Here is a 21,973-nt window from a genome sequence, read left to right on the forward strand (position 1 = left end):
CGCGCATTTTAAGCGATCGGCGCGTCGGGGGCCGTGTGCATCGCGCCAGGCGGTAACCAGTGCAGCTGCCGATCGCCCCCGCGCAACCAGGCCTCGAAGCCTGTGTCGAAGGCGAGATTTCCCGCTGCCAGCACGCGACCTTCGGTATCGGCCAGTACAGGCAGCTGGGCGCGGATCCACGGCGGCACGCCGAGCGCCTGCAGCACATGCTTGAGTGCGTGCGAATGCGCACGGCCGGGCAGGCGGATGCGTTCACCACCCTGGCGGGCACGCACGGTCCAGTCGACACCATCGGCTGGGCCGTCCAGCCGCAGCAGGCCACCATCGGGCAGATGCAGCGGCGCGCGCCCGTCCCAGTGCGCGATGAACGTCGAGCCCAATGGCGCCCGGATCGGGCCTGCCTGCAGCAGGCTGCGCCAGCGTTGCAGGCGATGGCCGGCCCAGTCGAAGCAGGGCACGCGATCCACGCGGCCGGCTTCGAGATCGGCGTTGCACCAGTCGACCGCGCGTGCCGGCAGCGGCGGCATCTGCAGGACTTCGGTCCAGCGACGCAGCACGCGTGCGCGCCGCGCGGCGGGAAGCGCGCGCAGCGTGTCGAGTCGAAGCACGGCCGGATCGCGTGTTCGCGCGGCCGCCAGCGCCTCGTCGTCGCCCACGGTCAGCAGTGCGCTGGTGTCCGCCTGCAAGGTGGCGACCGTCGCCAGCGCGGCGTCCGCCTGTGGCCAGCGCGTGCGCAGCAACGGCAGCACACGATTGCGCAGAAAGTTGCGGTCGGCCTCGATGGCTGCGTTGCTCGGGTCTTCGATCCAATGCAGCGCGTGCGCCTGTGCATAGGCGTGCAGTTGCGCACGTGGCAGCGCCAACAGCGGCCGCCACAGCCAGCCGTTCGGGAGCGGACGCAGCGGACGCATCGCCGCCAGCCCGTCCGGCCCCGAGGCGCGCAGCGCACGCAGCAGCACGGTTTCGGCCTGGTCGTCCCGGTGATGGGCGAGGGCGAGCACATCACCCGGTTCGAGCTGGCCGGCGAATGCGGTATATCGCGCGCCGCGCGCTGCGGCTTCGAGGCCCCCTCCGCTATCACGCGGCACCTCCACATGGATCACGCTGCACGGCACGTGGAGGCGCGCGCAGGTGGCGACGCAGTGCGCCGCCCAGTCGTCGGCGTCGGCGTGCAGGCCATGGTGGACATGAAGGACGCGCAGGTCACGCGCACGCAGCGCAGGTGTATGCGCGAGTACGTGCAGCAGCACGCTGGAATCAAGCCCGCCGCTGTAGCCGACAAACAGACGGCCTTGCATCGCGTCAGGGAGTTCGGGGGCCGGCAGTTCGATCTGCATGGCGGCATGGTATCCCTGCAACCTGGGCGGTGAATGGGGCGATTGGATGCTGCGCAGGGAATCGTGGTGGGTGCGTGGACTGGTCGGGCTCGCGATCACCGTGGGCCTGCTGTTGGTCGGGTCTTACCTGTTGAATCCGTTCGGCGCACAGGGCTGGGATCCGCGGGAACGTGTGCTCGGCCATGCGCTTTACCGGGTGCCGTCCGCAGCGATGGCGCCTGCGTTGACGCCCGGTCAGGTCGTGATCGCGCGTGCCGGGCCCTATCGACGACGCGTACCTGCGCGTGGCGATCTGGTGGTGTTTGTCTCGCCCGTGGACGGCAATCGCTGGCTACAGCGTGTCGTGGGCTTGCCCGGGGAACAGGTCGCGATCGTCGACGGAAGCCTGCAGGTCGATGGCCGGGAGGTGGTCGAGGACTACGTGGCGCCCGGCAACCTAACGCAGAGTTATTCCGTGTGGATGGAAGGGCGCAGGGTGCCGCTGGGTCACGTACTGCTGCTCGGCGACAACCGCGACAACAGCCACGACGGTCGGCTGTTCGGATTCGTTGCGGTCGACAGACTGGTCGCCCGGGTCGTCGGCGTCGACTGAGTCGGACGCGATGCTGCGATCCGGCCATGCGATCGTCGCACGCATGCGATCGGCCTACAGTCGTGGATCGAATTCGCAGGAACCCCACGCATGTCCGTTCTGTTCACCCCGTTCCGTCAGCGCGATCTGACACTGCGCAATCGCATCGCGGTCTCGCCGATGTGCCAGTACGCGTCTGTCGATGGTGTGCCGGATGACTGGCATCTGGTGCACCTGGGCAGTCGCGCGGTTGGCGGCGCAGGACTTGTGATGACCGAGGCCTGCGCGGTGTCGCCCGAAGGCCGGATCTCGCCCCAGGACGCCGGCATCTGGAACGACGCGCAACTGGAGGCGTGGGCGCCGATCGCGCGCTTCATCCGCGCGCAGGGCGCTGTGCCTGCGGTCCAGCTGGCGCATGCCGGGCGCAAGGCCAGCACGTTCGCACCCTGGCTGGGGCGCAGCGCCGTGCCGTTGGCCGATGGCGGCTGGCAGGTCGTGGCGCCTTCGGCGCTGGCCTACAACGCGGACTACCCGGCGCCGCAGGCGCTCGATGCGGCCGGCATTGCGCAGGTCGTCGACGATTTTCGCGCGAGCACGGTGCGCGCATTGGAGGCAGGCTTCGAGGTCGCCGAGCTGCATGCCGCGCACGGCTATCTGCTGCACCAGTTCCTGTCGCCGCTGTCGAACACGCGCGACGACGCCTGGGGCGGCAATTTCGACAATCGCGTGCGCGTGGTGCTCGATGTCGTCGATGCGGTGCGCGGCGTCTGGCCCGAGCGCCTGCCGCTGTGGGTGCGCATCTCGGCGAGCGACTGGGTCGAAGGCGGTTGGGAGATCGAGGAGAGCATCGAACTGGCGCGTCTGCTGAAAGCGCGCGGGGTGGATCTCGTCGACACCTCGAGCGGTGGCCTGTCGCCACTGCAGTCGATCGACGCCGTGCCGGACTACCAGGTGCCGTTCGCGCGGCGCATCCGTGAGGAGGTGGGTATGGCCACAGGTGCGGTGGGGTTGATCACGACGCCGGCGCAGGCCGAGCGCATTGTCGCCGACGGCGATGCCGACCTCGTGCTGCTGGCGCGCGAACTGTTGCGCGATCCCTATTTTCCGCGGCGCGCGGCGCGCGAGCTGGGCGCTGAGATCGAGACGCCGGACCAGTACCTGCGCGCGTGGTGAGGGCTCAGGCGCGCGATTCGCGCTTGGCGATATCGACCCATTCCCGCTGTTCTCGGCGGTAGTACGCAGGCGCCAGATCGACGCGGCGCAGGGTGTCGGCATACAGCGCTCGCGCCTTGTCGGCCTGTCCGTGACGCTGCAGCAGGCCGGCATAGCGCACTCGAGCTTCTTCTCCGGGGTAGTCCTGGATCAGCGCTTCGTATTCTTCGACGGCCGCGTCGAAGTCGTGACCCGCTTCGACAGCGCGGGCGTAGAGCAGATGACCATCGTGCGAGCGGAAGTCCGGATTCGCGGCGATCAGCGCGTCGAGCGTCTCGCGTGCGGCGGACGGTTCGCCGCGATGGAACTGCGCCTGCGCCAGGCCGAGCATCAGTGTCGGGTCGGTCGCATACAGACCACGCAGGGCGTCGCGGTACAAGGCTTCCGCGCCGGCGTAATCACCGCTCGCGAACTTGCGCTCGGCAAGCCTGCGGCGGTTCTCGAGGGTGTCGGCGATCTCGAGGTCGCGGCTGGCCGCACGCGTGTGACGCGTCGGATCGATCCGGTCACGCACACGTCCCAGCGCACGGGTCGCGCCGCGGTTGTTGCGCAGTCCGGGCAGTACTTCGGCCAGCAGATACACCAGCACGCCGATGTAGGAGCCGATCAGGAGGATGAAGACCCAGTACAGCGGCCTGCCGGTGCGGACCGCATGCACGCCGCAGCCGATCTGCAACAGGATCGAGAACAGGAGGATCGGGCCCATCGTGTCGCTCCCTTACGCTGCCTCGTAGGCACCGTAGCTGCGCAGACGCTCGTAGCGGCGTTGCAGCAGTGCCTCGACCGGCAACTGCTCGAGCTGGTCGAGCTCGTTCATCAGCACGGCCTTGAGGCGGGTTGCGGTCTGGCGCGGATTGCGGTGCGCGCCGCCGATCGGCTCGCGCACCACCTTGTCGACCAGGCCCAGCGCCTTGAGCCGCTTGGCGGTCAGGGCGAGCTGCTCGGCGGCGTCGCGGGCCTTGCCGGCATCCTTCCACAGGATCGACGCGCAACCTTCCGGCGAGATCACCGAGTAGGTGCTGTATTCCAGCATCACGGTGCGGTCGCCGACACCGATCGCCAGCGCGCCGCCGGAGCCGCCTTCGCCGATCACGGTGCAGATGATCGGAGTCTTGAGTTCGGCCATTTCCAGCAGGTTGCGGGCGATGGCCTCGGACTGGCCGCGCTCTTCCGCGCCGATGCCCGGGTAGGCGCCCGGCGTGTCGATGAACGTCAGCAGCGGCAGCTTGAAGCGCTCGGCCATCTTCATCAGGCGCAGCGCCTTGCGGTAGCCCTCGGGGCGCGGCATGCCGAAGTTGCGACGCACCTTGGTCTTGGTGTCGCGGCCCTTCTGGTGGCCGATGATCACCACGCTGCGGCCGTCGATGCGGCCGAGGCCACCGACGATCGCGGCGTCGTCGGCATAAGCGCGATCGCCGGCGAGTTCCTCGAACTCGTCGCAGAAGCTGCGGATGTAGTCGTTGGTGTACGGGCGCTGCGGATGGCGCGCGAGCTGCGAGACCTGCCACGGGGTGAGGTCGCGGAAGATGTGCGCGGTGCGCTTGCGCAGCTTGTCGCGCAGCGTGGCGAGTTCGGCGTCGATGTTGACCGCCGGGCCGTCGCTGGCCTGGCGCAGTTCCTGGATCTTCGCTTCGAGATCGGCGATGGGCTGTTCGAAGTCGAGGTAATTCGGATTCATTCGGGAAAGCCGTCCATTGGGAGGCGACCGCGGTGCGGACCCGGGCGCGATGCGCCACGCGGGCCCGACCGGAGCCGGAAAGGGCGACAGTCTAGCGGACAGCGCCCGATGGGGCCGTACGAGGGCGTCTGGATCGCAGATCGCCGCATGTTGACGGATGTTGGGGCGCCGGATGTCGCGCCGGCGCGCAGTCAGCTCGCCCAGGGCTTGGCGATGTCCAGCCGGGCGATGCGCACGCCGGCCTGGGCGCGCAGGGTGCCCGGCAGTTCGGCATCCACGCGCACCGAATGCGCGCCGTTGACGTCCAGCGTGCCGGCGCTGCCGGCCTCCAGCAGCAGGTCCAGGCGCAACGGGGTCTTGCCGGGACGATGCTGGGCCAGCACCTGTTCCACGCGCGCCAGCGTGCCGGGCACCCGCAGATCCAGGCGCAGCGACAGCCGGCGCGCGTGTTCCGGGCACACGGTATGGAAATCCCAGCAACGCTTCACGCGCAGCGCGAAGCCGCCGCTGAACTCGTCCTCGCGCAGCCCGCCTTCGACGATCAGGATGCGGTCGCGCGTGAGCAGGTGCGCGTACTCGCTGCTGGCATCGGCGAAGAAGCCGCACTCGAGCCGGCCGCGACCATCTTCGAGCAGCACGAAGGCCTGCGAGTCGCCGCGCTTGCGCATCGCGCCGACCTGGCCGGCGATGATGACCTGGGTTTCCGGCCGCCAGCTGTTGCCGCCGCCTTTCTGGTCGCGCGCTGCCCACAGGCTGTCGAGCTGCCCGAGGTCGGTCCCGACCAGGGCCTGCAGTTCGTCGCGATAGGGATCGAGCGGGTGGCCGCTGAGGTAGTGGCCGAGCGTGTCGCGTTCGCCGTCGAGCTTCTGCTTGAGCGGCCATTCCTCGCATTCGGGCAGATCGATGTGCAGCGCATCGCTGTCGCCGACGCTGCTGCCGAACATGTCGACGATGCCGGCGTTGCGGTTGCGGGTGAGTTGGTCGGTCGCCTTCAGCGCCTCGGGCAACTGCAGCATCAGCGATGCCCGGTTCTTGCCCAGCGCGTCCATCGCGCCCGCATTGATCAGCGCTTCGAGCGTGCGCTTGTTGAGCCGCGAGGAATCCACGCGACGGCAGAAATCCAGCAGGTCGGGAAACACGCCGGCCTGCACCCGCGCATCGACGATGTTCTCGCAGGCGCCGCGGCCCACGCCCTTCACCGCGCCCAGGCCGTAGCGGATGGTCTGCGGATCGATCGCCTCGAACATGTAGGCCGAGGCATTGACGTCGGGCGGCAGCACGTCCAGGCCCATCGTCCGAGCTTCGGTCAGAAAGCCGGTGACCTTGTCGGTGTTGTCCATGTCCGACGACAGCACCGCGGCCATGAACTCGGCCGGGTAGTGCACCTTCAGCCAGGCGGTCTGGTAGGCCACCAGCGCATAGGCGGCCGAGTGCGACTTGTTGAAGCCGTACTCGGCGAATTTTTCCATCAGATCGAAGATCTGCGTGGCGACCTTCGGGTCGACGCCGTTCTCCGCCGAGCCCGCCTCGAACTTGGCGCGCTCCTTGGCCATTTCCTCGGCCTTCTTCTTGCCCATCGCGCGGCGCAGCAGATCGGCGCCGCCCAGCGAATAGCCGGCCAGGACCTGGGCGATCTGCATCACCTGTTCCTGGTAGACGATGACGCCGTAGGTCGGCGAGAGCACCGGCTCCAGCGACGGATGCGGATAGCTCACGTCCGTGCGGCCGTGCTTGCGGTCGACCCACTCCTTGTCCATCCCCGAGCCCAACGGGCCGGGCCGGAACAGCGCGGCGAGCGCGATGATGTCCTCGAACGTATCGGGCTGCGCGCGCTTGAGCAGCTCGCGCATGCCGCGCGATTCGAACTGGAACACCGCGACCGTGTCGCCACGCGCGAACAGCTTGTAGCTCTCGACGTCGTCGAGCGGCAGCGCGGCGATATCCAACGGATCTTCGCCGGCCGCGGCGCGGCGCGCGTTGATCGCCTTGACCGCCCAGTCGATGATCGTGAGCGTGCGCAGGCCGAGGAAGTCGAACTTCACCAGGCCGATCGTCTCGACATCGTCCTTGTCGAACTGGGTGACCGGGTTGCGGCCAAGGTTGCCTTCGTCGTGTTCCGCGTACAGCGGGCAGAAATCACTGAGCGGGGAGGGCGCGATGACCACGCCGCCGGCGTGCTTGCCGGCGTTGCGGGTCAGATCCTCGAGCTGCAGGGCGAGATCGAGCAGGTCGTGGACGTCGTCCTCGTCGTTGTAGCGCGCGATCAGTTCATCGGACCGCCAGGCGTCGTCGCTGCGCGACTTGTCGGTGCGTCCGAGTGCGTCCTCCAGACCGATGCCCAGCGTCGGCGGCACCAGCTTGGAAATGCCGTCGACCATACCGTAGGGATAGCCGAGCACACGACCGGTATCGCGCACCACGGCCTTCGCGGCCATGGTGCCGTAGGTGATGATCTGGCTGACCCGGTCGCGGCCGTACTTCGCGGCGACGTAGTCGATGACCTCGTCACGGCGGTCCATGCAGAAGTCGATGTCGAAGTCGGGCATCGACACGCGTTCTGGATTGAGGAAGCGCTCGAACAGCAGGTCGTAGGGCAGCGGATCGATGTCGGTGATCTTCAGTGCCCACGCGACCAGCGAGCCGGCGCCGGAACCGCGGCCGGGACCGACCGGAATGTCGTGCTCCTTGGCCCACTTGATGAAGTCCGAGACGATCAGGAAGTAGCCCGGGAAGCCCATCTTGCAGATGACGTCGAGCTCGATGTCGAGACGCTCGATATAGCTTTCGCGCGTATGCCCCGGCGCGATCGGGTACTTCGCCAGACGCTCGACCAGACCCTCGTGCGACTGCGCGCGGATCCAGGTGTCGAGCGTGTGGTCGTCGGGCACCGGATAGGCCGGCAGGTAATAGGTGCCCAGGCGCAGTTCGAGATTGCAGCGCTGCGCGAGCGCGAGCGTGTTGTCGATCGCGTCGGGCACATCGGAGAACAGCGCGGCCATCTCGTCGGCCGACTTCAGGTACTGCTCGCGTGTGTAGAGCTTCGGGCGACGCGGATCGTCGAGCACGCGGCCCGTGGAAATGCACACGCGGGCTTCGTGCGCATCGAAGCCTTCGGCATCGAGGAAGCGCACGTCGTTGCCGGCGATCACCGGCAGCGACAGATCGGAGGACACCTGCAGCGCGAGCGCGTTGTGCACGGTTTCGTCGTCGAAGCCGCAGCGGGTGAGCTGCAGGAACAGACGGTCGTCGAACACTTCGCGCCATTGCGTGTACCACTGCCGCGCGAGATCGTCGCGGCCACCGGCCAGCAGCTTCGCCGCAGGACCGTGGCGACCGGCGATCGCGAACAGGCCGGTATTCGCCTCGCGCAACCAGTCCGGGCGCACGACGACGCCATCGGTGCGATGGCCTTCCATCCATGCGCGCGTGAGCAGGCGTGACAGCGACAGGTAGCCGTCGTGATCGCGGCACAGCAGGGTCAGCGTCGAGGCTGGTTCGTCGCCTTCGGCGAGCGAGATGTCGGCGCCCATCACCGGCTTGATGCCGGCGCCTTCAGCCGCCTTGTAGAACTTCACCAGCGCGAACAGGTTGTTGCGGTCGGTCAGCGCAACCGAGGGCTGGTCGAGCGCGGCGCAGCGTTTCACCAGCTCCTTGATCCGGATTGTCGAATCGGAGAGCGAGTATTCGCTGTGGACGTGCAGATGGGCGAAGCGGGCGGACATTGCGTGGGCGTGGCGACCGGAGGGTCAGGTTAGGGCCGGGGCGGGGGCCGGACAAGGCTTGACAGGGGGCGGGTCGCGCTCTGGCGCGGCGGGTGCGTGGTAGCCGACCGGAAACGGTTCATCCAGCGCCACTTTCGGGCTGCAAAGCGCCGCGTGACCCGTCGGATGGCGCGCCTGCAGGTGCTGCGTGACGGGTTCGCTGCGCTCGCCTCATCCCACGTCCGGATATCAGGCCGGCAACGGCTCGGCGAACAGATCTGCGGTCGTGGGTTCGACGATGGCATCCGACATGGCTTGGGGCAACAACCGCGCCACTGGCGCGAAGCTGCGACGGTGATGCACGCAGGGGCCGTGCGCGAGCAGCGCGGCGAGGTGGGTCGGCGCGCTGTAGCCCTTGTGCCGGTCGAAACCGTAATCGGGAAACGCCGCGTGCAGTTCGACCATCGCGCGATCGCGCGCGACCTTGGCGAGGATCGACGCCGCCATGATCGATTGCTCAAGCGCGTCGCCGCCGATGATCGCGCGTGCGGGACAAGGCAGGCCGCGCGGCAGGCGGTTGCCGTCGATCAGCACGCGCTCGGCCGCGGGCGCCAGCGCCTGGACGGCACGCGCCATGCCGACCATCGTCGCCTGGAAGATGTTTATGCGATCGATCTCGTCGACATCGACGAACTCGACCCGCCACGCCAGCGCCCGCTCGAGGATCTGCGGGTAAAGCGCCTCGCGGCGTTTCTCGGTCAATTTCTTGGAATCGTCGAGGCCGTCGATCGGGCGCTTGGGATGCAGGATCACCGCGGCGACCACGACTGGTCCGGCGAGCGGGCCGCGCCCGGCCTCATCCACGCCGGCGATGCGCAGGCGACGGGTCATCGCGATTCGACTGGCGGTGCGGGCAGTGCCGATACGGCGAGCCGTCCGACCGCATCCGCAGCGGTCGCCGAGGCACCCTGACGCAGTTGCAGATGCAGATCGCGATAGACCGGCTGCAAGGCATCGGCCGCGGCCGGATCGCGGAACCAGTGCAAGACGGCCGCCGACAGATTCCCGGGCGTGCAGTCCTCCTGCATGAACTCCGGGGCGATCGTGCGTCCGGCCAGCACGTTGGGCAGCGAGAAGCGATCGACCTTCATCAGTTTGAAGAGGCGCACCAGAAACGCCGTGCTCGGCGCGATGCGGTAGCCGACGACCATCGGGCGTTTGGCCAGCAAGGCTTCCAGCGTCGCGGTGCCGGAGGCGAGCAGCACGACATCGCTGGCGACCATCGCGGCGCGCGCCTGGCCGTCGAGTACCCGCACATCGAGCGTGGAAAAGCGTGGCTGTGCGAGCAGCGCATCGATCGCGGCGCGGCAAGCTGCGTTCGCGGCCGGCACGACGATGCGCAACCCGGGCAGAGCGTCGGCGACACGCGCGGCGGCATCGAGGAACACGTCGCCGAGGCGTCCGATTTCGCCCAGACGCGACCCCGGCAGCACCGCGAGCACAGGCGCGTCCTGCGGCAGTCCAAGCGCATCGCGCGCCGCTGTGCGGTCAGGCTCGAGCGCCAGCATCTCGGCCAGTGGATGACCGACGAAGCGTGCATCGACGCCATGCGTCGCATAGATCGGCGGCTCCATCGGGAACAGGCACAGCACGAGATCCGCGCTGCGTCCGATCTTCGCCGCGCGGCCCTGGCGCCAGGCCCAGATCGAGGGGCTGACGTAATGCACGGAGCGAATGCCGCGGTCTTTCAGCGTGCGCTCGAGACCGAGATTGAAATCGGGCGCGTCGATGCCGATGAACACGTCCGGCCGCCAGTCGAGCAGGCGCGCGCGCAGCGTTTTGCGCAGCTTGAGCAGGCGCGGCAAGTGCCGCAGCACTTCCGACAGCCCCATGACCGCGAGTTCGGACGCGTCGTGCCAGGTGTCCATGCCGGCCGCACGCATCGCATCGCCGCCGACGCCGGCAAATGTCGCCTGCGGATAGCGCGCGCGCAGTTGTTCGATCAGCCCGGCGCCGAGCAGGTCACCCGATGCTTCGCCCGCCACAAGGGCCACGCGGAGCGTGGCGCTACTCGGGAGATTCGTGATTTTGGATTCGGGATTCGGCACAGCAGGGCGACGCACGGGTTGGATAGCGGCATTGTGCCTCTTGGAATCGCCAATCCCGAATTCCCAACCCCGGCCTCAACGCAACAGCGGACGATCGCCGGCGTCGATGAAATCGAGAAACGCGCGCACATCCTCGCTGCCCTGCGCCATTTCTGCCAGTCGCACACGCGCATCGGCCAGCGAATCACCCGAAACATACAAGGCGCGGTAGGCGCGCTTGATCGCGGAGGTGCGTGCGGAATCGAAGCCGCGACGCTTCAGACCTTCGGCATTGATGCCGCGCGGGCGGCCATAGCCGTCCTGCGCCACCATCACGAACGGGGGCACATCGCCGTTGACGAACGCGCCCATGCCGATGAACGCATGCGCGCCGATCCGGCAGAACTGGTGGATGCCGACGAACCCGCTGAGGATCACGTGGTCGCCGACCGTCACGTGGCCGGCCAGCGTGGCGTTGTTGGAAAACACGCAGCGGTTGCCGACGACGCAATCGTGCGCGACGTGCGTGTAGGCGAGAAGCCAGTTGTCGTCGCCGATCCGGGTGATGCCGCCGCCGTCGCCGGTGCCGCGGTTGATCGTGACGAATTCGCGGATCGTGTTGCGATCGCCGATCACCAGCTCCGCGCGTTCGCCCGCGAACTTCTTGTCCTGCGGCTCGCCGCCGATAGCGGCATGGCCGTGGATGTGGTTCTCGCGGCCGATGCGTGTCGGGCCATGGATGCTGGAATGCGGGCCGACGATGGTGCCGGCACCGATCTCGACCTCCGGACCGATGAGCGTGAACGCCCCGATACGCACGTCCTCACCCAGCGTCGCGCCAGGATCGACGACCGCGCTGGGATGGACCTGCGCAGCGCCCATGTCAGCGCGGGACCTCGGCGCAAAGGATCTCCGCGCATGCCGCCTGTTGACCATCCACGCGTGCGATGCCGCTGTACATGGTCATGTTGCGGATCTCGCGCTTGATCGTGACCTCGAGTTCGAGACGGTCGCCCGGCACCACCATGCGCGAAAACTTCGCCGCGTCCACCTTGACCAGGTACGACAGGTTGCCCTCGCAGTTCTTGCCCTTGGTCAGATGGGTGAGAATCCCGCCGGCCTGGGCAAGGGCCTCGATGACCAGCACCCCCGGCATCACCGGCTGGCCGGGAAAATGCCCCTGGAAGAACTCCTCATTGGCCGAGACATTCTTCCAGCAGACCACACGCTTGCCGTGCTCGAACTCGACGACGCGGTCGATGAGCAGGAACGGATAGCGGTGTGGCAGCAACTTGTGGACGCCGTCGATGAGGATCGGCAGCGTGATCTGGTCTGTCATGGTTCCCCCTTGCCGAGCGCCGTGACGCGGCGCGCGAGCGAATCGAGCTGGCGGATCCGCACGGCATTCTTCCGCCACTCGCGCGTGGGCTGGGCGGGAATGCCGGCCGAATACTCGCCAGGCTCGGTAATGGATGCGGACACCATCGTCATCGCGTGGACGACGACGTGATCGCAGATTTCAAGATGGCCGGCGACGCCGACCTTGCCCGCGAGCAGGCAGTAGCTGCCGATCTTCGTGCTGCCGGCAATACCCACGCAGCCCGCGATCGCGGTATGCGCACCGATGCGCACGTTGTGTCCGATCTGGATCAGGTTGTCGAGGCGCACGCCCTCGGCCAGCGTGGTGTCTTCGAGCGCACCGCGATCGATCGTAGTGTTGGCGCCGATGTCGCAGTCGTCGCCGATCACCACGCCGCCGAGTTGCGGCACGTTGATCCAGCGGCCGGCGTCCATCGCCAGGCCGAATCCTTCAGACCCGAGCACTGCGCCGGGATGGATGGTGACGCGGGTGCCGAGGCGCACACGCTTGACCAGAGTCACGCGGGCGATCAGATGGCTGCCGTCGCCGACCACGCAGTCTTCGCCGATCACGCAACCGGCGCCGAGCGTCGCGCCGGCGCCGATCACGCTGCGCGCGCCAATGCTGACGTGCGGGCCGATCGACGCGCTGGCGTGGACCTGCGCGGATGGATCGACCACGGCGGAGGCATGGATCCCCACCGGCGCATCGCTTGCCGGCTCGAACAACGCGGCGATCTTCGCGTAGGCGACGTAGGGATCCTTGGCGATCAGCGCTGTGCCGGCGTAGCCCGCCGCGTCCGCCTCGCGCATCACCACGATGCCGGCGGCGGTAGCGGCCAGCTGTGGGCGGTAGCGCGGGTTCGACAGGAACGCGAGCTGCACGCTGGTCGCGGCGGCGAGCGTTCCGACACCGCTGACTGCAGTCTGCGGATCGCCGTGGACGACAAGGCCGAAGCGCTGCGCGAGGGCTTCGGCGGTATGGCGGGTCTGCGTGTCGGTCATCGGTCGCGCTGGATCAGAACGCGCCGCCGAAGGTGAACTGCAGGCGCTCGACTTCATCGGCCTGCTTGATCAGCTCACCCGAGCCGCCACGCACCTCGTTCTGCTGACGCAAGGGGTACGAATAGCTGATCGAGATCGGACCGACCGGCGCGCGCCACATCAGGGCGACACCTGCCGACGCGCGCAGTTCCTTCGCATCCCAGCTGTCGACATCCTTATAGACGTTGCCGAAGTCGACGAAGGCCGAGATGCGCGCCGCAGGTGACTTGATCAGCGACGGGAAGAACATTTCCGCCGAACCGATCGTCTTCACCGCGCCGCCGATCGGCTGCAGGAACGAGCTGTTGAACGCCGTTTCGCGCGGGCCCAGCGTGTTGTCGCGGAAACCGCGCACGGAACGCGGGCCGCCCGCATAGAAGTTCTCGTAGAACGGCAGGCCGCTGGCGGTGATCGTGCGGATGTAGTCGTTCGACGTGAGGTCGCAGGGGTCACTCGGCGGAGCGCCCGGCACCTGGGTGTCGATGGTGCCGTCACCATTGCTATCGACCAAAGTGGGTCCGGTGAAGCACACGTTGCGCACGATGTCGCTGCCGTAGCTGTCGCCGTAGCCGAGCTCTGCGCGCGTATTGAGCACCAGGTGGCGATTGATCGGCCAGTACTTCGAGATCTCGTAGTTGAGCTTGTAGTACTCAGCGCTCGAGCCGGGCAGGGTGGTCTCGAGCGAGACGCGCTGCATCATGCCGCGCGTGGGCTGCAGATAGTCGTTGCGGGTATCGCGCGCCCACGCCAGCTCGCTGCGCCAGGCGTGGAAGGTGCGCGAGCCGAATGCATCGACGTAGTCGACGATCGATTCGGGCGAAGAACCGCGGAAGGTGAAGATCTGGTTGCGGTCGATGCCGAGCAGCAGCGAGATCGAGTCGTTCTCGGTCAGCGGAATGCCGAGGATCGTCTGCGCCGCGGCGCTGGTCGAGGAGTACTGCGCGGTGTTGAACTCGGAGTTGTCGAACTCGCGCCACCACAGGTTGTAGCCCAGCGACATGCCGCCGTCGGTGAAGTACGGGTTCATGAAGGAGAACGAGTAGCGCTGCAGATACACGTTGCGCTGTGCTTCCACCGAGACCCGGTTGCCGCTGCCGAGGAAGTTGTTCTGCGACAGCTGCACCGATGTGGTCACGCCGGCGAGCTGCGAATACCCGAGGCCGAACACGAAGCTGCCCGAGGTGGTCTCGGTGACGCTGAACACCACGTCGACTTCGTCGTTGCTGCCGGGCACCGGCTGGCTTTCGACGTTGACGCTGCCCGATTCGAAATAGCCCAGGCGCTGCAGGCGGACCTTGGAGCGGTCGACCGCGGCCTGCGAGTACCAGCTGCCCTCGAACTGACGCATTTCGCGGCGCATCACTTCGTCGGATGTGCGGCTGTTGCCCTTGAACTGGACGCGGCGCACCTGCACGCGCGGACCCGGCACGACCTGGAGATTGATCGCGACCGTGCGGTTCTCGCGGTCCACTTCCGGAATCGGGTTCACCTGCGCGAACGCATAGCCGATGTTGCCGAGCGTCGCGACGATCGCATCCGAGCTCAATTCCAGCAGCGCACGCGAGAACACCTGGTCCTTCTGCACGAAGACGCGGCTTTCGATCTCTTCCTTCGGCAGCACCGTGTTGCCGGTGATCTGCACGTCCGACACCTTGTAGATCTCGCCTTCGGTGATACCGGCGGTGATGAACATGTCGGCCTTGTCGGGGCTGATCGAGACCTGGACGCTGTCCTCGCTGAAATCGATGTAACCGCGGTCGAGATAGAAGTTGTGCAGCTTCTCGCGGTCGCCCTCGAGCTTCTCGCGCGAATACTGGTCGTCGCGGCGGTACCAGCTGAGCCAGTTCGACTCGCCCGATTCCCAGTTGTCGGTCAGCGTGTCGAGGTCGTAGATCTCGTTACCGACGATGTTGATGTGGCGGATCTTGGCCGCCTTGCCTTCCTCGACATTGATTGCGATGTCGACGCGATTGCGGTCGAGGCGCGAGACGGTCGGGGTGATGCGCACGTTGTACTTGCCGCGGTTGTTGTACTGGCGCACCAGTTCCTGGGTGACGCGGTCGAGGTCGAGGCGGTCGAAGGTCTCGCCTTCCGACAGGCCGATCTCGTTCAGGCCCTTGGTCAGGTCCTCGGTCTTGATGTCCTTGTTACCGGTCAGCGTGAGGCGGTTGATCGCGGGACGCTCGCTCACCGTGAACACCAGAATGTCGCCCTGGCGCGCGACCTGGATGTCCTCGAAGAAGCCGGTCCGGTACAGCGCGCGGACCGCGTCGCTGATGCGGGTGGAGTTGACGGTGTCGCCGCGCTCGACCGGCAGATAGGTGAACACAGTGCCCGCGCCGATGCGCTGCAGGCCGTCGACACGGATGTCGCTCACCGTGAAGCTGCTGGCGCTCGGCGGTGCCAGCGGAGGAAGCGAGGCGGGAGCCGTCGCGGCGACAGGTGCGTTCGCGGCCGTCTGGGCCCATGCCGGCGCGGCGATCACCGTGGCGAGGGCGAGGGCAAGCAGTCGGCGGTCAGGCATTCGCGTCATCTTTGAATCCGGGTAGGGGAGTGGTTCCGGCGCGGTGCGCGCGGCGGAATCCGGGTCGGGCAGGTGTCAGCGCACGAGTTGGAGGATGTCGTTGTAGAACGCCAGGCCCATCAGGCCGGCCAGCAGGGCCAGGCCGACGTATTGACCGGCCACCATCGCGCGCTCGCTGACCGGGCTGCCTTTGACCAACTCGATAAGGTAATACAACAGGTGTCCCCCATCCAGCAGCGGGATAGGGAGGAGGTTCAGAATCGCCAGGCTCAGCGACAGCAGCGCGAGGATGGTGAGGTACCAGGCAGGGCCCTGGCCGGCATAGGTATTGGCGGCGCGGGCGATCGTGATCGGTCCGGCAACGGTGTTCTCGATCGCCACCCGGCCGCTGAAGGCCCGGCCGATCATGCCGACCAACTGGCCGGTCAAATGGCTGACTTCACGGAACGCCGCCGGCACCGAGGCGAGCACGCCGTACTGCTGTAACGCGTCCTTCGGTGGCAGGGGCAGATTGCGCGGCGGTGCGATGCCGAGCGCCCAGTATGCGCTGCGTCCCTCGGACGGCGGCATTTGCCGGGGGGTCATCTCCAGCGCGAGGCGTTCGCCATCGCGTTCCACTTCGACCATCGCCGCGCCGCCGCGGTCGCCCAGCGTCTGCACCAGGGGTCCGATGTCCTCGAAGACCCGTACCGGGCTGCCATCGATGGCGGTGAGCCGGTCGCCCTCGGCCAGCACGCCCCAGGCCGCGGATCCAGGCTCCACGGCGGCGACGAGTGCCGGCAGCATCAGATGCCGCGGCCACAGGCCAATGGCCGATGCGATGCGGCGCTGGTCGAAATCCTCCGGCAGCTCGGACAGGCGCAGCTCGCGGACGACTTCGCGATCGCGCGCGTCCGTCACGCGCAGCGCGACGTCCTCGCGATCGAGCGCGGCCGGCAACAAGGCCAGCTGGACTTCCATCCAGGTCGGGGTCTCGCGGTCGCCGACCGATTCGATGTGGTCACCCGCGCGCAGCCCCGCGGTTTCGGCGATGCCGCTGGCCTGGCCGACGACCGGTGCATAGTCGGGACGTCCGATGACGAACATCGCCCACAGCAGCGCAACGCACAGGATCAGGTTGGCGATCGGACCGGCGGCGACGATGGCGATGCGCTTCCACACCGAGGCGCGGTTGAAGGCCGCGTGCGCTTCGGCCTCCGGCACTGCGCTTTCGCGCTCGTCGAGCATCTTGACGTAGCCGCCCAGCGGGATCATCGCGATCTGGTAGACCGTGCCGTCCTTGCCGCGGCGCGACCACAGCGCGCGGCCGAAGCCGACCGAGAACCGCAGCACGCGCACGCCACAACGGCGCGCGACCCAGTAGTGGCCGAACTCATGAAACGTCACCAACACGCCGAGGCTGACGATCAGCCACCACACCGAGCCGAGGAATTCAGACATCACGCTTGCTCAATGGATGGCACCTGTTTCGATCGCGCGTGTGGCGGCGTGTCGCGCACGCGCATCGGCGTCACGCAGCACGGCCAGCGACGTCGCGTCCGTGGTGGGAAATGTGTCGAGCACATGCGCGACCAGCCCGGGGATGGCTAGAAAACGGAGTTGCCCCTGAAGAAACGCTGAAACCGCGATCTCGTTGGCCGCGTTCAGCACGGCAGGCGCGGTGCCGCCGGCCACCAGTGCGTCGCGCGCCAAGGCCAGGCAGGGAAATGCCTCGATATCCGGAGCCTCGAATTCCAGGCGACCATGCTGCAGCAGATCCAGCCCCGCAACGCCGGAGGCGATCCGGTCGGGGTAGCCCAGTCCGACCGCGAGCGCGGTGCGCATGTCCGGCAATCCGAGCTGCGCCAGCGTGGAACCATCGATGAACTCGACGAACGAGTGGACGAGACTCTGCGGGTGCACCAGCACGTCGAGGCGCTCGCCCGGCATCGCGAACAGATGGTGCGCTTCGATCAGTTCCAGCCCCTTGTTCATCAGCGTGGCCGAATCGACCGAGATCTTCGGCCCCATCGACCACTTGGGATGGGCGACTGCCTGGGCCGGCGTCACGTCGGCCAGCGAGGCACGATCGCGCCCGCGGAACGGGCCGCCGGATGCGGTCAGGATGATGCGGGCGACGCCGCTGCAGTCGCCGTCGCCGGGCAGACACTGGTGGATCGCATTGTGCTCGCTGTCGATCGGCACGATGGTCGCGCCCGCGTTGCGCGCGGCCTGCATCATCAGCGCGCCGGCCAGTACCAGCGATTCCTTGTTGGCCAGCAGCACACGCTTGCCGGCACGCAGCGCGGCGAGCGTGGAATCGAGACCGGCGGCCCCGACGATGGCCGCGACCACCGTGTCGCATGTGTCCGCGTCGGCTGCGAGCATGTCGAGCGCCGGCATGCCGGCGTGCGGCGTCGTGTCGAGGCCGGCGTCGCGCAATGCGGTCGCCAGCGCGTCGAGCAGGCCGGAATCGGCGATCACCGCATGGTCCGGCCGATGCGTGACGCACAGCGCGACAAGTCTATCGACGTTGCTGCCAGCGGCCAGCACACTCACGCGCAGGCGCTCGGGATGCCTGGCGATGACGTCCAGCGCCGAGGTGCCGATCGAACCGGTGGCGCCGAAGACCGCGACCTTGCGGATCATGCGTGGCACGTCCGGCCGCGGCACAGAAATACGGATTGCATTGTCAGAAGCCGAGCCAGATCTGGCCGAACGCGAACACCGGCAGCGCCGCCAGCACGCTGTCGAGCCGGTCGAGCACGCCGCCATGGCCGGGAATCAACGTGCCCGAATCCTTGGCGCCGACATGCCGCTTGAGCAAGCTCTCGAACAGATCGCCGACCACCGATGCCAGCACGGTGAGCACCGCGACCAGCGCGACCAGCGGCAATTGCGCGACGGTCGCGCCTGCCAGCGGCGCGAACGCCACCGCGACGGCGACACCCGCAATGACGCCGCCCGCCAGGCCTTCAACGGTCTTGTTGGGGCTGATGCGCGGCGCCAGTTTGTGCTTGCCGAACTTGCGACCCGCAAAATACGCGCCGGTGTCGGTGGCCCAGACGATCGCCAGCGCCAGCAGCAGCCAGCGGTTGCCGTAGCCGCCGTTCTCGCCGGCGTGAATCACGCACAGCGCGGCCCAGGCCGGGATCACCGCAAGCGTACCGGCGGCGAGCTTGAAGACACGCGCCTTGGTGTCGTGATCGGACGCGAAGTCGTAGTAACGCAGCCATAGCGTGGCCAGCAGCCACCAGCCGACGCCGATCATCGCGAGGATCTTCAGCAACACCAGTGAACCGCCACCGGTCGCCGAGGCCCAGACGATCGCCACCATCAGCAGCAGATTCAGCGCCAGCAGCGCGGTGCGCGCGAGCGTGTCGTCGATGTCGGTCAACCGCAACCATTCCCACAGCGCGGCGAGGAAGACGATCGCCGAGACGGCGGCCATCCACGGTGTATTGAGCAGCAGCACGGCCGCGATGGCGACAGGCGCCATCAGCAGGGCCGCGAGAATGCGGGTCGATGTCATGGGTGGCCCTCCCCGGGCGGTGCATCCTGTGCGGAGGCGATCTGCTCGCCCGTCAGCCCGAAGCGTCGCTCGCGCGAGGCATAGACCTGTAACGCCTGTTCGAGTTCCTGCACGCCGAATTCGGGCCACAGGGTCTCGGTGAACCACAACTCGGTGTAGGCGAGCTGCCACAACAGGAAATTGCTGATGCGCAGGTCGCCACCGGTCCGGATGAAGAGATCCGGTGCCGGCAGATCGGCCAGCGCGACGCGTGCACCCAGCGCCGCTTCATCGATCTGATCGGGACGCAACCGGCCGGCCGCGACATCCTCGGCCAGCGAGCGCGCCGCCGATGCGATGTCCTGGCGCCCGCCGTAACTCGCGGCCACCGCCAGCGTCAGACGCGTATTGCCAGCGGTCAGCGTTTCGGCCGCCGCCATGCGACCCCGAATGCCTTCGCTGAAGCGGCTGCGCTCACCGATGAAACGCAGGCGCACGCCGCGGCGATGCAATTCGCCGACCTCGCGGTCGAGCGCGCCCAGGAACAGCTTCATCAGCGCACCGACTTCCTCGTCGGGGCGGCCCCAGTTCTCGCTGGAAAAGGCGAACAGGGTCAGCGCTCCGACGCCGCGTTCGAGGCAGAAATCGATGCAGAGATTGACCGTGCGTGCGCCGGCTCGATGGCCGATCGCACGCGGACGCTTGCGGCGCGCCGCCCAACGCCCGTTGCCATCCATGATGACGGCGATGTGGCGCGGGACGGTCCCGGTCGGAATCGGAGCGTTCATGCGGACTGCGGCCAGGCCGTCAGACCGACATCAGTTCCTGTTCCTTGGCCTTGACCACCTCATCGACGTCCTTGATCGCCGCGTCGGTGATCTTCTGGATCTCGTCCTCGCTGCGACGCTCGTCGTCCTCGGAGATCAGCTTCTCCTTCAGGAGTTCCTTGATCTGCTGGTTGGCATCGCGGCGGATGTTGCGGATGGCGACCTTGCTGTCCTCGCCCTCGCTGTGCACGACCTTCGACAGGTCGCGGCGGCGTTCTTCGGTCAGCGCGGGCAGATTGAGGCGGATCGTGGTGCCGGCGGTGTTCGGGGTCAGGCCGAGGTCGGAGCCGAGAATCGCCTTCTCAATCGCGCCGACGATCTGCTTCTCCCACGGTGTGATCATCAGCGAGCGGGCATCGGACACCACCACGCTGGCGACCTGGTTCAGCGGCATGTCCGAACCGTGGTAGTTGACCTTGATGTTGTCGACCAGGGCGGTGGACGCGCGCCCGGTGCGTACCTTCACCAGCGTGTGCTTGAGCGCTTCGACGCTCTTGGCCATGCGGGTCTGGGTGTCTTTCTTGATGTCGTTGAGCATGGGCAGCCCCGGTCCGTGTGCGAATCGGACGATTATAAGCGTCCGGGGCCGACGACGGGGCCGGGTGATGCCGCAGCGCGGCGCCCGGCCGCGCGGTAGGGGCTCAGCTGCGGCCCTGCACCAGCGTGCCGATCGGCTCGCCGCGCAGGATGCGCAGCAGTACGCCGGCCTGGCTCATGTCGAAGATGCGCAGCGGCAGATCCGAGTCACGCGCCAACGCGAATGCTGCGGTGTCCATGACCTCGAGTCCCTGGCGCAGGACTTCGTCATAGGTCAGGCGGTCGTAACGCTTGGCATCGGGCACCTTCTTCGGGTCGGCGTCGTACACACCGTCGACCTTGGTCGCCTTCAGCAACAGGTCCGCGCCGATCTCGATGCCGCGCAGCGCAGCGCCCGAGTCGGTGGTGAAGAACGGACTGCCGACGCCGGCGGCGAAGATCGCGATGCGCCCCTTCTCGAGATGCCGGATCGCGCGACGGCGGATGTAGTCCTCGCAGACGTCGTTGATCTTGATCGCGCTCATCACCCGCGCGCGGGCGCCGCGCTTCTCCAGCGCGTCCTGCATGGCGAGGGCGTTGATGACCGTCGCCAGCATGCCCATCTGGTCGCCGGTGACACGGTCCATGCCGGCAGCGGCCAGGCCCGCGCCGCGGAAAATGTTGCCGCCGCCGATCACCAGCCCCACTTCCGCGCCGGCCTTCTGGGCTTCGATGACTTCATCGGCCAGGCGGCCGATGACCTTGGGGTCGATGCCGTAATCCTCGTCACCCATCAGGGCCTCGCCGGACAACTTCAACAAAACGCGGCGATAGGCGAGCGGGGCAGACGACATGCGATGACTCCGGGGGCGAGGACGGTGCGGATTCTAGGGGATCGCCGCAGGCCGTGCGCGAACCGGGTGTCATCTTTCCGTTGCGGTGTCACGAGCGCGTCGCCAAGCGTTGCGCGCTGCGCGTGCTGATATGGCTCCGGTAGGCTGCCGTCAGGACACTTGCACCTCGGGATTTCACCGCGGCTCGGAGTCGCGTCGCAATCAAGCCTTAGCGTCAGCGTGGCACCGCGCGCTCGGGTTCGGGCCCGATAGATCGAAATGGACAGACGCACTCGCGACGCTGCGCTGCCGCAACCGGCTGCCTCAGCTACCCTGACCCGAAGGGCGTTCCGTGGTAGCTGCGTCACCCTTGTCATCCTTTTCGTCGTCGGATTCCGTTGGGGCGGCCTCGACCGTGCCGTCGGCGTGGACGCGACGTTCGAAATTCGGCCCGGAGATCAGTGACGCGTCGTTGCCTTCCGCAGAGCGGTTGTTGTCGTGGGCGTAGTCGTCACCGCGTGACGCCTTGCGGTCGTTGACGGCGACCTGCCCGGACTGGACGTTTTGATCGGGCGCGGTGGCGGGTGTGGAGGGTTTGATGGTCATGGCGATGGCAGCTCGTGAGTAGGGCGGTCGAACGTGCCTCAACCGCTGCCGATACGCCGTGAATCCCGCGTTCCCCGGGCCGGACGGCGCGCCAGTCCGGCGTCGCGCGCAGGCGCACGGGTCCTTTCAGAATTTTCTCAGCGCCACAGGCCGCCCAGGGCGCGGCATGCTGGTGCTCCCAGGGAGCG

Annotated in this window: 19 protein-coding genes; 2 read left to right on the top strand and 17 right to left on the bottom strand. The window is 67.5% G+C overall.

What is annotated here, in order from left to right; genetic code table 11:
* Positions 1-8: 8 nt before the first annotated feature.
* A complete protein-coding gene (gene tilS, locus J2X52_RS10705; protein ID WP_310152780.1) occupies positions 9-1,337 on the bottom strand; it encodes a tRNA lysidine(34) synthetase TilS in 1,329 nt (442 codons plus the stop codon).
* Between tilS and lepB the strand changes: the two genes are divergently transcribed.
* Complete coding sequence (lepB, locus tag J2X52_RS10710; RefSeq protein ID WP_310152783.1) at positions 1,336-1,929, top strand: signal peptidase I; 594 nt, start codon at positions 1,336-1,338, stop codon at positions 1,927-1,929. The genes tilS and lepB overlap by 2 nt on opposite strands.
* A gap of 90 nt (positions 1,930-2,019) precedes the next feature.
* Positions 2,020-3,081, top strand: coding sequence for an NADH:flavin oxidoreductase/NADH oxidase (locus tag J2X52_RS10715; RefSeq protein WP_310152787.1), 1,062 nt, complete (start codon positions 2,020-2,022; stop codon positions 3,079-3,081).
* A 4-nt stretch (positions 3,082-3,085) separates the two neighbouring features.
* Here the strand turns inward: J2X52_RS10715 and J2X52_RS10720 are convergent, their stop codons facing one another.
* From J2X52_RS10720 to J2X52_RS10795, 16 genes are all read right to left on the bottom strand, one after another.
* Positions 3,086-3,826: a tetratricopeptide repeat protein gene (locus J2X52_RS10720; protein ID WP_310152790.1), complete on the bottom strand. Its 741-nt coding sequence runs from the start codon at positions 3,824-3,826 to the stop codon at positions 3,086-3,088.
* Between the two features lie 12 nt (positions 3,827-3,838).
* Positions 3,839-4,798, bottom strand: coding sequence for an acetyl-CoA carboxylase carboxyltransferase subunit alpha (locus tag J2X52_RS10725; protein ID WP_310152792.1), 960 nt, complete (start codon positions 4,796-4,798; stop codon positions 3,839-3,841).
* A 191-nt stretch (positions 4,799-4,989) separates the two neighbouring features.
* Complete coding sequence (gene dnaE, locus J2X52_RS10730) at positions 4,990-8,520, bottom strand: DNA polymerase III subunit alpha (RefSeq protein ID WP_310152795.1); 3,531 nt, start codon at positions 8,518-8,520, stop codon at positions 4,990-4,992.
* Between the two features lie 228 nt (positions 8,521-8,748).
* The gene (rnhB, locus tag J2X52_RS10735; protein ID WP_310152799.1) at positions 8,749-9,390 is read right to left on the bottom strand and encodes a ribonuclease HII; all 642 of its coding nucleotides are present in this window, start codon (positions 9,388-9,390) and stop codon (positions 8,749-8,751) included.
* Positions 9,387-10,607 carry a lipid-A-disaccharide synthase gene (gene lpxB / locus J2X52_RS10740; protein WP_310152973.1) on the bottom strand — a complete coding sequence of 407 codons (1,221 nt, stop codon included), beginning with the start codon at positions 10,605-10,607 and terminating at the stop codon, positions 9,387-9,389. Before lpxB ends, rnhB begins: the two co-directional genes overlap by 4 nt.
* A 75-nt stretch (positions 10,608-10,682) precedes the next feature.
* Positions 10,683-11,468, bottom strand: a complete 786-nt coding sequence (lpxA, locus tag J2X52_RS10745; RefSeq protein ID WP_310152802.1) for an acyl-ACP--UDP-N-acetylglucosamine O-acyltransferase — start codon at positions 11,466-11,468, stop codon at positions 10,683-10,685.
* Between the two features lies 1 nt (position 11,469).
* Complete coding sequence (gene fabZ / locus J2X52_RS10750; RefSeq protein WP_310152805.1) at positions 11,470-11,925, bottom strand: 3-hydroxyacyl-ACP dehydratase FabZ; 456 nt, start codon at positions 11,923-11,925, stop codon at positions 11,470-11,472.
* Positions 11,922-12,950, bottom strand: a complete 1,029-nt coding sequence (gene lpxD, locus J2X52_RS10755; protein ID WP_310152808.1) for a UDP-3-O-(3-hydroxymyristoyl)glucosamine N-acyltransferase — start codon at positions 12,948-12,950, stop codon at positions 11,922-11,924. The genes fabZ and lpxD overlap by 4 nt, the downstream gene beginning before the upstream one ends.
* Before the next feature lie 13 nt (positions 12,951-12,963).
* Positions 12,964-15,522, bottom strand: coding sequence for an outer membrane protein assembly factor BamA (bamA, locus tag J2X52_RS10760; RefSeq protein WP_310152810.1), 2,559 nt, complete (start codon positions 15,520-15,522; stop codon positions 12,964-12,966).
* Between the two features lie 66 nt (positions 15,523-15,588).
* Positions 15,589-16,953, bottom strand: a complete 1,365-nt coding sequence (gene rseP, locus J2X52_RS10765; RefSeq protein WP_310152813.1) for an RIP metalloprotease RseP — start codon at positions 16,951-16,953, stop codon at positions 15,589-15,591.
* Positions 16,954-16,962: 9 nt separating this feature from the next.
* Positions 16,963-18,141: a 1-deoxy-D-xylulose-5-phosphate reductoisomerase gene (locus tag J2X52_RS10770; RefSeq protein WP_310152815.1), complete on the bottom strand. Its 1,179-nt coding sequence runs from the start codon at positions 18,139-18,141 to the stop codon at positions 16,963-16,965.
* Between the two features lie 43 nt (positions 18,142-18,184).
* Positions 18,185-19,024: a phosphatidate cytidylyltransferase gene (locus J2X52_RS10775; protein ID WP_310152818.1), complete on the bottom strand. Its 840-nt coding sequence runs from the start codon at positions 19,022-19,024 to the stop codon at positions 18,185-18,187.
* Positions 19,021-19,791 carry a polyprenyl diphosphate synthase gene (gene uppS, locus J2X52_RS10780; RefSeq protein WP_310152821.1) on the bottom strand — a complete coding sequence of 257 codons (771 nt, stop codon included), beginning with the start codon at positions 19,789-19,791 and terminating at the stop codon, positions 19,021-19,023. The genes J2X52_RS10775 and uppS overlap by 4 nt, the downstream gene beginning before the upstream one ends.
* 19 nt (positions 19,792-19,810) lie before the next feature.
* The gene (gene frr, locus J2X52_RS10785) at positions 19,811-20,368 is read right to left on the bottom strand and encodes a ribosome recycling factor (RefSeq protein WP_310152824.1); all 558 of its coding nucleotides are present in this window, start codon (positions 20,366-20,368) and stop codon (positions 19,811-19,813) included.
* A gap of 103 nt (positions 20,369-20,471) precedes the next feature.
* Positions 20,472-21,200, bottom strand: a complete 729-nt coding sequence (gene pyrH, locus J2X52_RS10790) for a UMP kinase (protein ID WP_232137702.1) — start codon at positions 21,198-21,200, stop codon at positions 20,472-20,474.
* A 303-nt stretch (positions 21,201-21,503) separates the two neighbouring features.
* Positions 21,504-21,785 carry a hypothetical protein gene (locus J2X52_RS10795; RefSeq protein WP_310152827.1) on the bottom strand — a complete coding sequence of 94 codons (282 nt, stop codon included), beginning with the start codon at positions 21,783-21,785 and terminating at the stop codon, positions 21,504-21,506.
* Positions 21,786-21,973 lie beyond the last annotated feature (188 nt).

This window comes from Luteimonas sp. 3794 (assembly GCF_031456825.1).
In the GTDB taxonomy this organism is placed as follows: Bacteria; Pseudomonadota; Gammaproteobacteria; order Xanthomonadales; family Xanthomonadaceae; genus Luteimonas.

Bases quoted from the DNA above. Each gene is read 5' to 3' on its own strand.
- J2X52_RS10770 (WP_310152815.1), bottom strand. From the start codon at position 18,141: ATGATCCGCAAGGTCGCGGTCTTCGGCGCCACCGGTTCGATCGGCACC.
- dnaE (WP_310152795.1), bottom strand. From the start codon at position 8,520: ATGTCCGCCCGCTTCGCCCATCTGCACGTCCACAGCGAATACTCGCTC.
- J2X52_RS10725 (WP_310152792.1), bottom strand. From the start codon at position 4,798: ATGAATCCGAATTACCTCGACTTCGAACAGCCCATCGCCGATCTCGAA.
- rseP (WP_310152813.1), bottom strand. From the start codon at position 16,953: ATGTCTGAATTCCTCGGCTCGGTGTGGTGGCTGATCGTCAGCCTCGGC.
- J2X52_RS10775 (WP_310152818.1), bottom strand. From the start codon at position 19,024: ATGACATCGACCCGCATTCTCGCGGCCCTGCTGATGGCGCCTGTCGCC.
- uppS (WP_310152821.1), bottom strand. From the start codon at position 19,791: ATGAACGCTCCGATTCCGACCGGGACCGTCCCGCGCCACATCGCCGTC.
- tilS (WP_310152780.1), bottom strand. From the start codon at position 1,337: ATGCAGATCGAACTGCCGGCCCCCGAACTCCCTGACGCGATGCAAGGC.
- frr (WP_310152824.1), bottom strand. From the start codon at position 20,368: ATGCTCAACGACATCAAGAAAGACACCCAGACCCGCATGGCCAAGAGC.
- lpxA (WP_310152802.1), bottom strand. From the start codon at position 11,468: ATGGGCGCTGCGCAGGTCCATCCCAGCGCGGTCGTCGATCCTGGCGCG.
- rnhB (WP_310152799.1), bottom strand. From the start codon at position 9,390: ATGACCCGTCGCCTGCGCATCGCCGGCGTGGATGAGGCCGGGCGCGGC.
- J2X52_RS10795 (WP_310152827.1), bottom strand. From the start codon at position 21,785: ATGACCATCAAACCCTCCACACCCGCCACCGCGCCCGATCAAAACGTC.
- J2X52_RS10715 (WP_310152787.1), top strand. From the start codon at position 2,020: ATGTCCGTTCTGTTCACCCCGTTCCGTCAGCGCGATCTGACACTGCGC.
- pyrH (WP_232137702.1), bottom strand. From the start codon at position 21,200: ATGTCGTCTGCCCCGCTCGCCTATCGCCGCGTTTTGTTGAAGTTGTCC.
- J2X52_RS10720 (WP_310152790.1), bottom strand. From the start codon at position 3,826: ATGGGCCCGATCCTCCTGTTCTCGATCCTGTTGCAGATCGGCTGCGGC.
- lepB (WP_310152783.1), top strand. From the start codon at position 1,336: ATGGCGGCATGGTATCCCTGCAACCTGGGCGGTGAATGGGGCGATTGG.
- fabZ (WP_310152805.1), bottom strand. From the start codon at position 11,925: ATGACAGACCAGATCACGCTGCCGATCCTCATCGACGGCGTCCACAAG.
- bamA (WP_310152810.1), bottom strand. From the start codon at position 15,522: ATGACGCGAATGCCTGACCGCCGACTGCTTGCCCTCGCCCTCGCCACG.
- lpxD (WP_310152808.1), bottom strand. From the start codon at position 12,950: ATGACCGACACGCAGACCCGCCATACCGCCGAAGCCCTCGCGCAGCGC.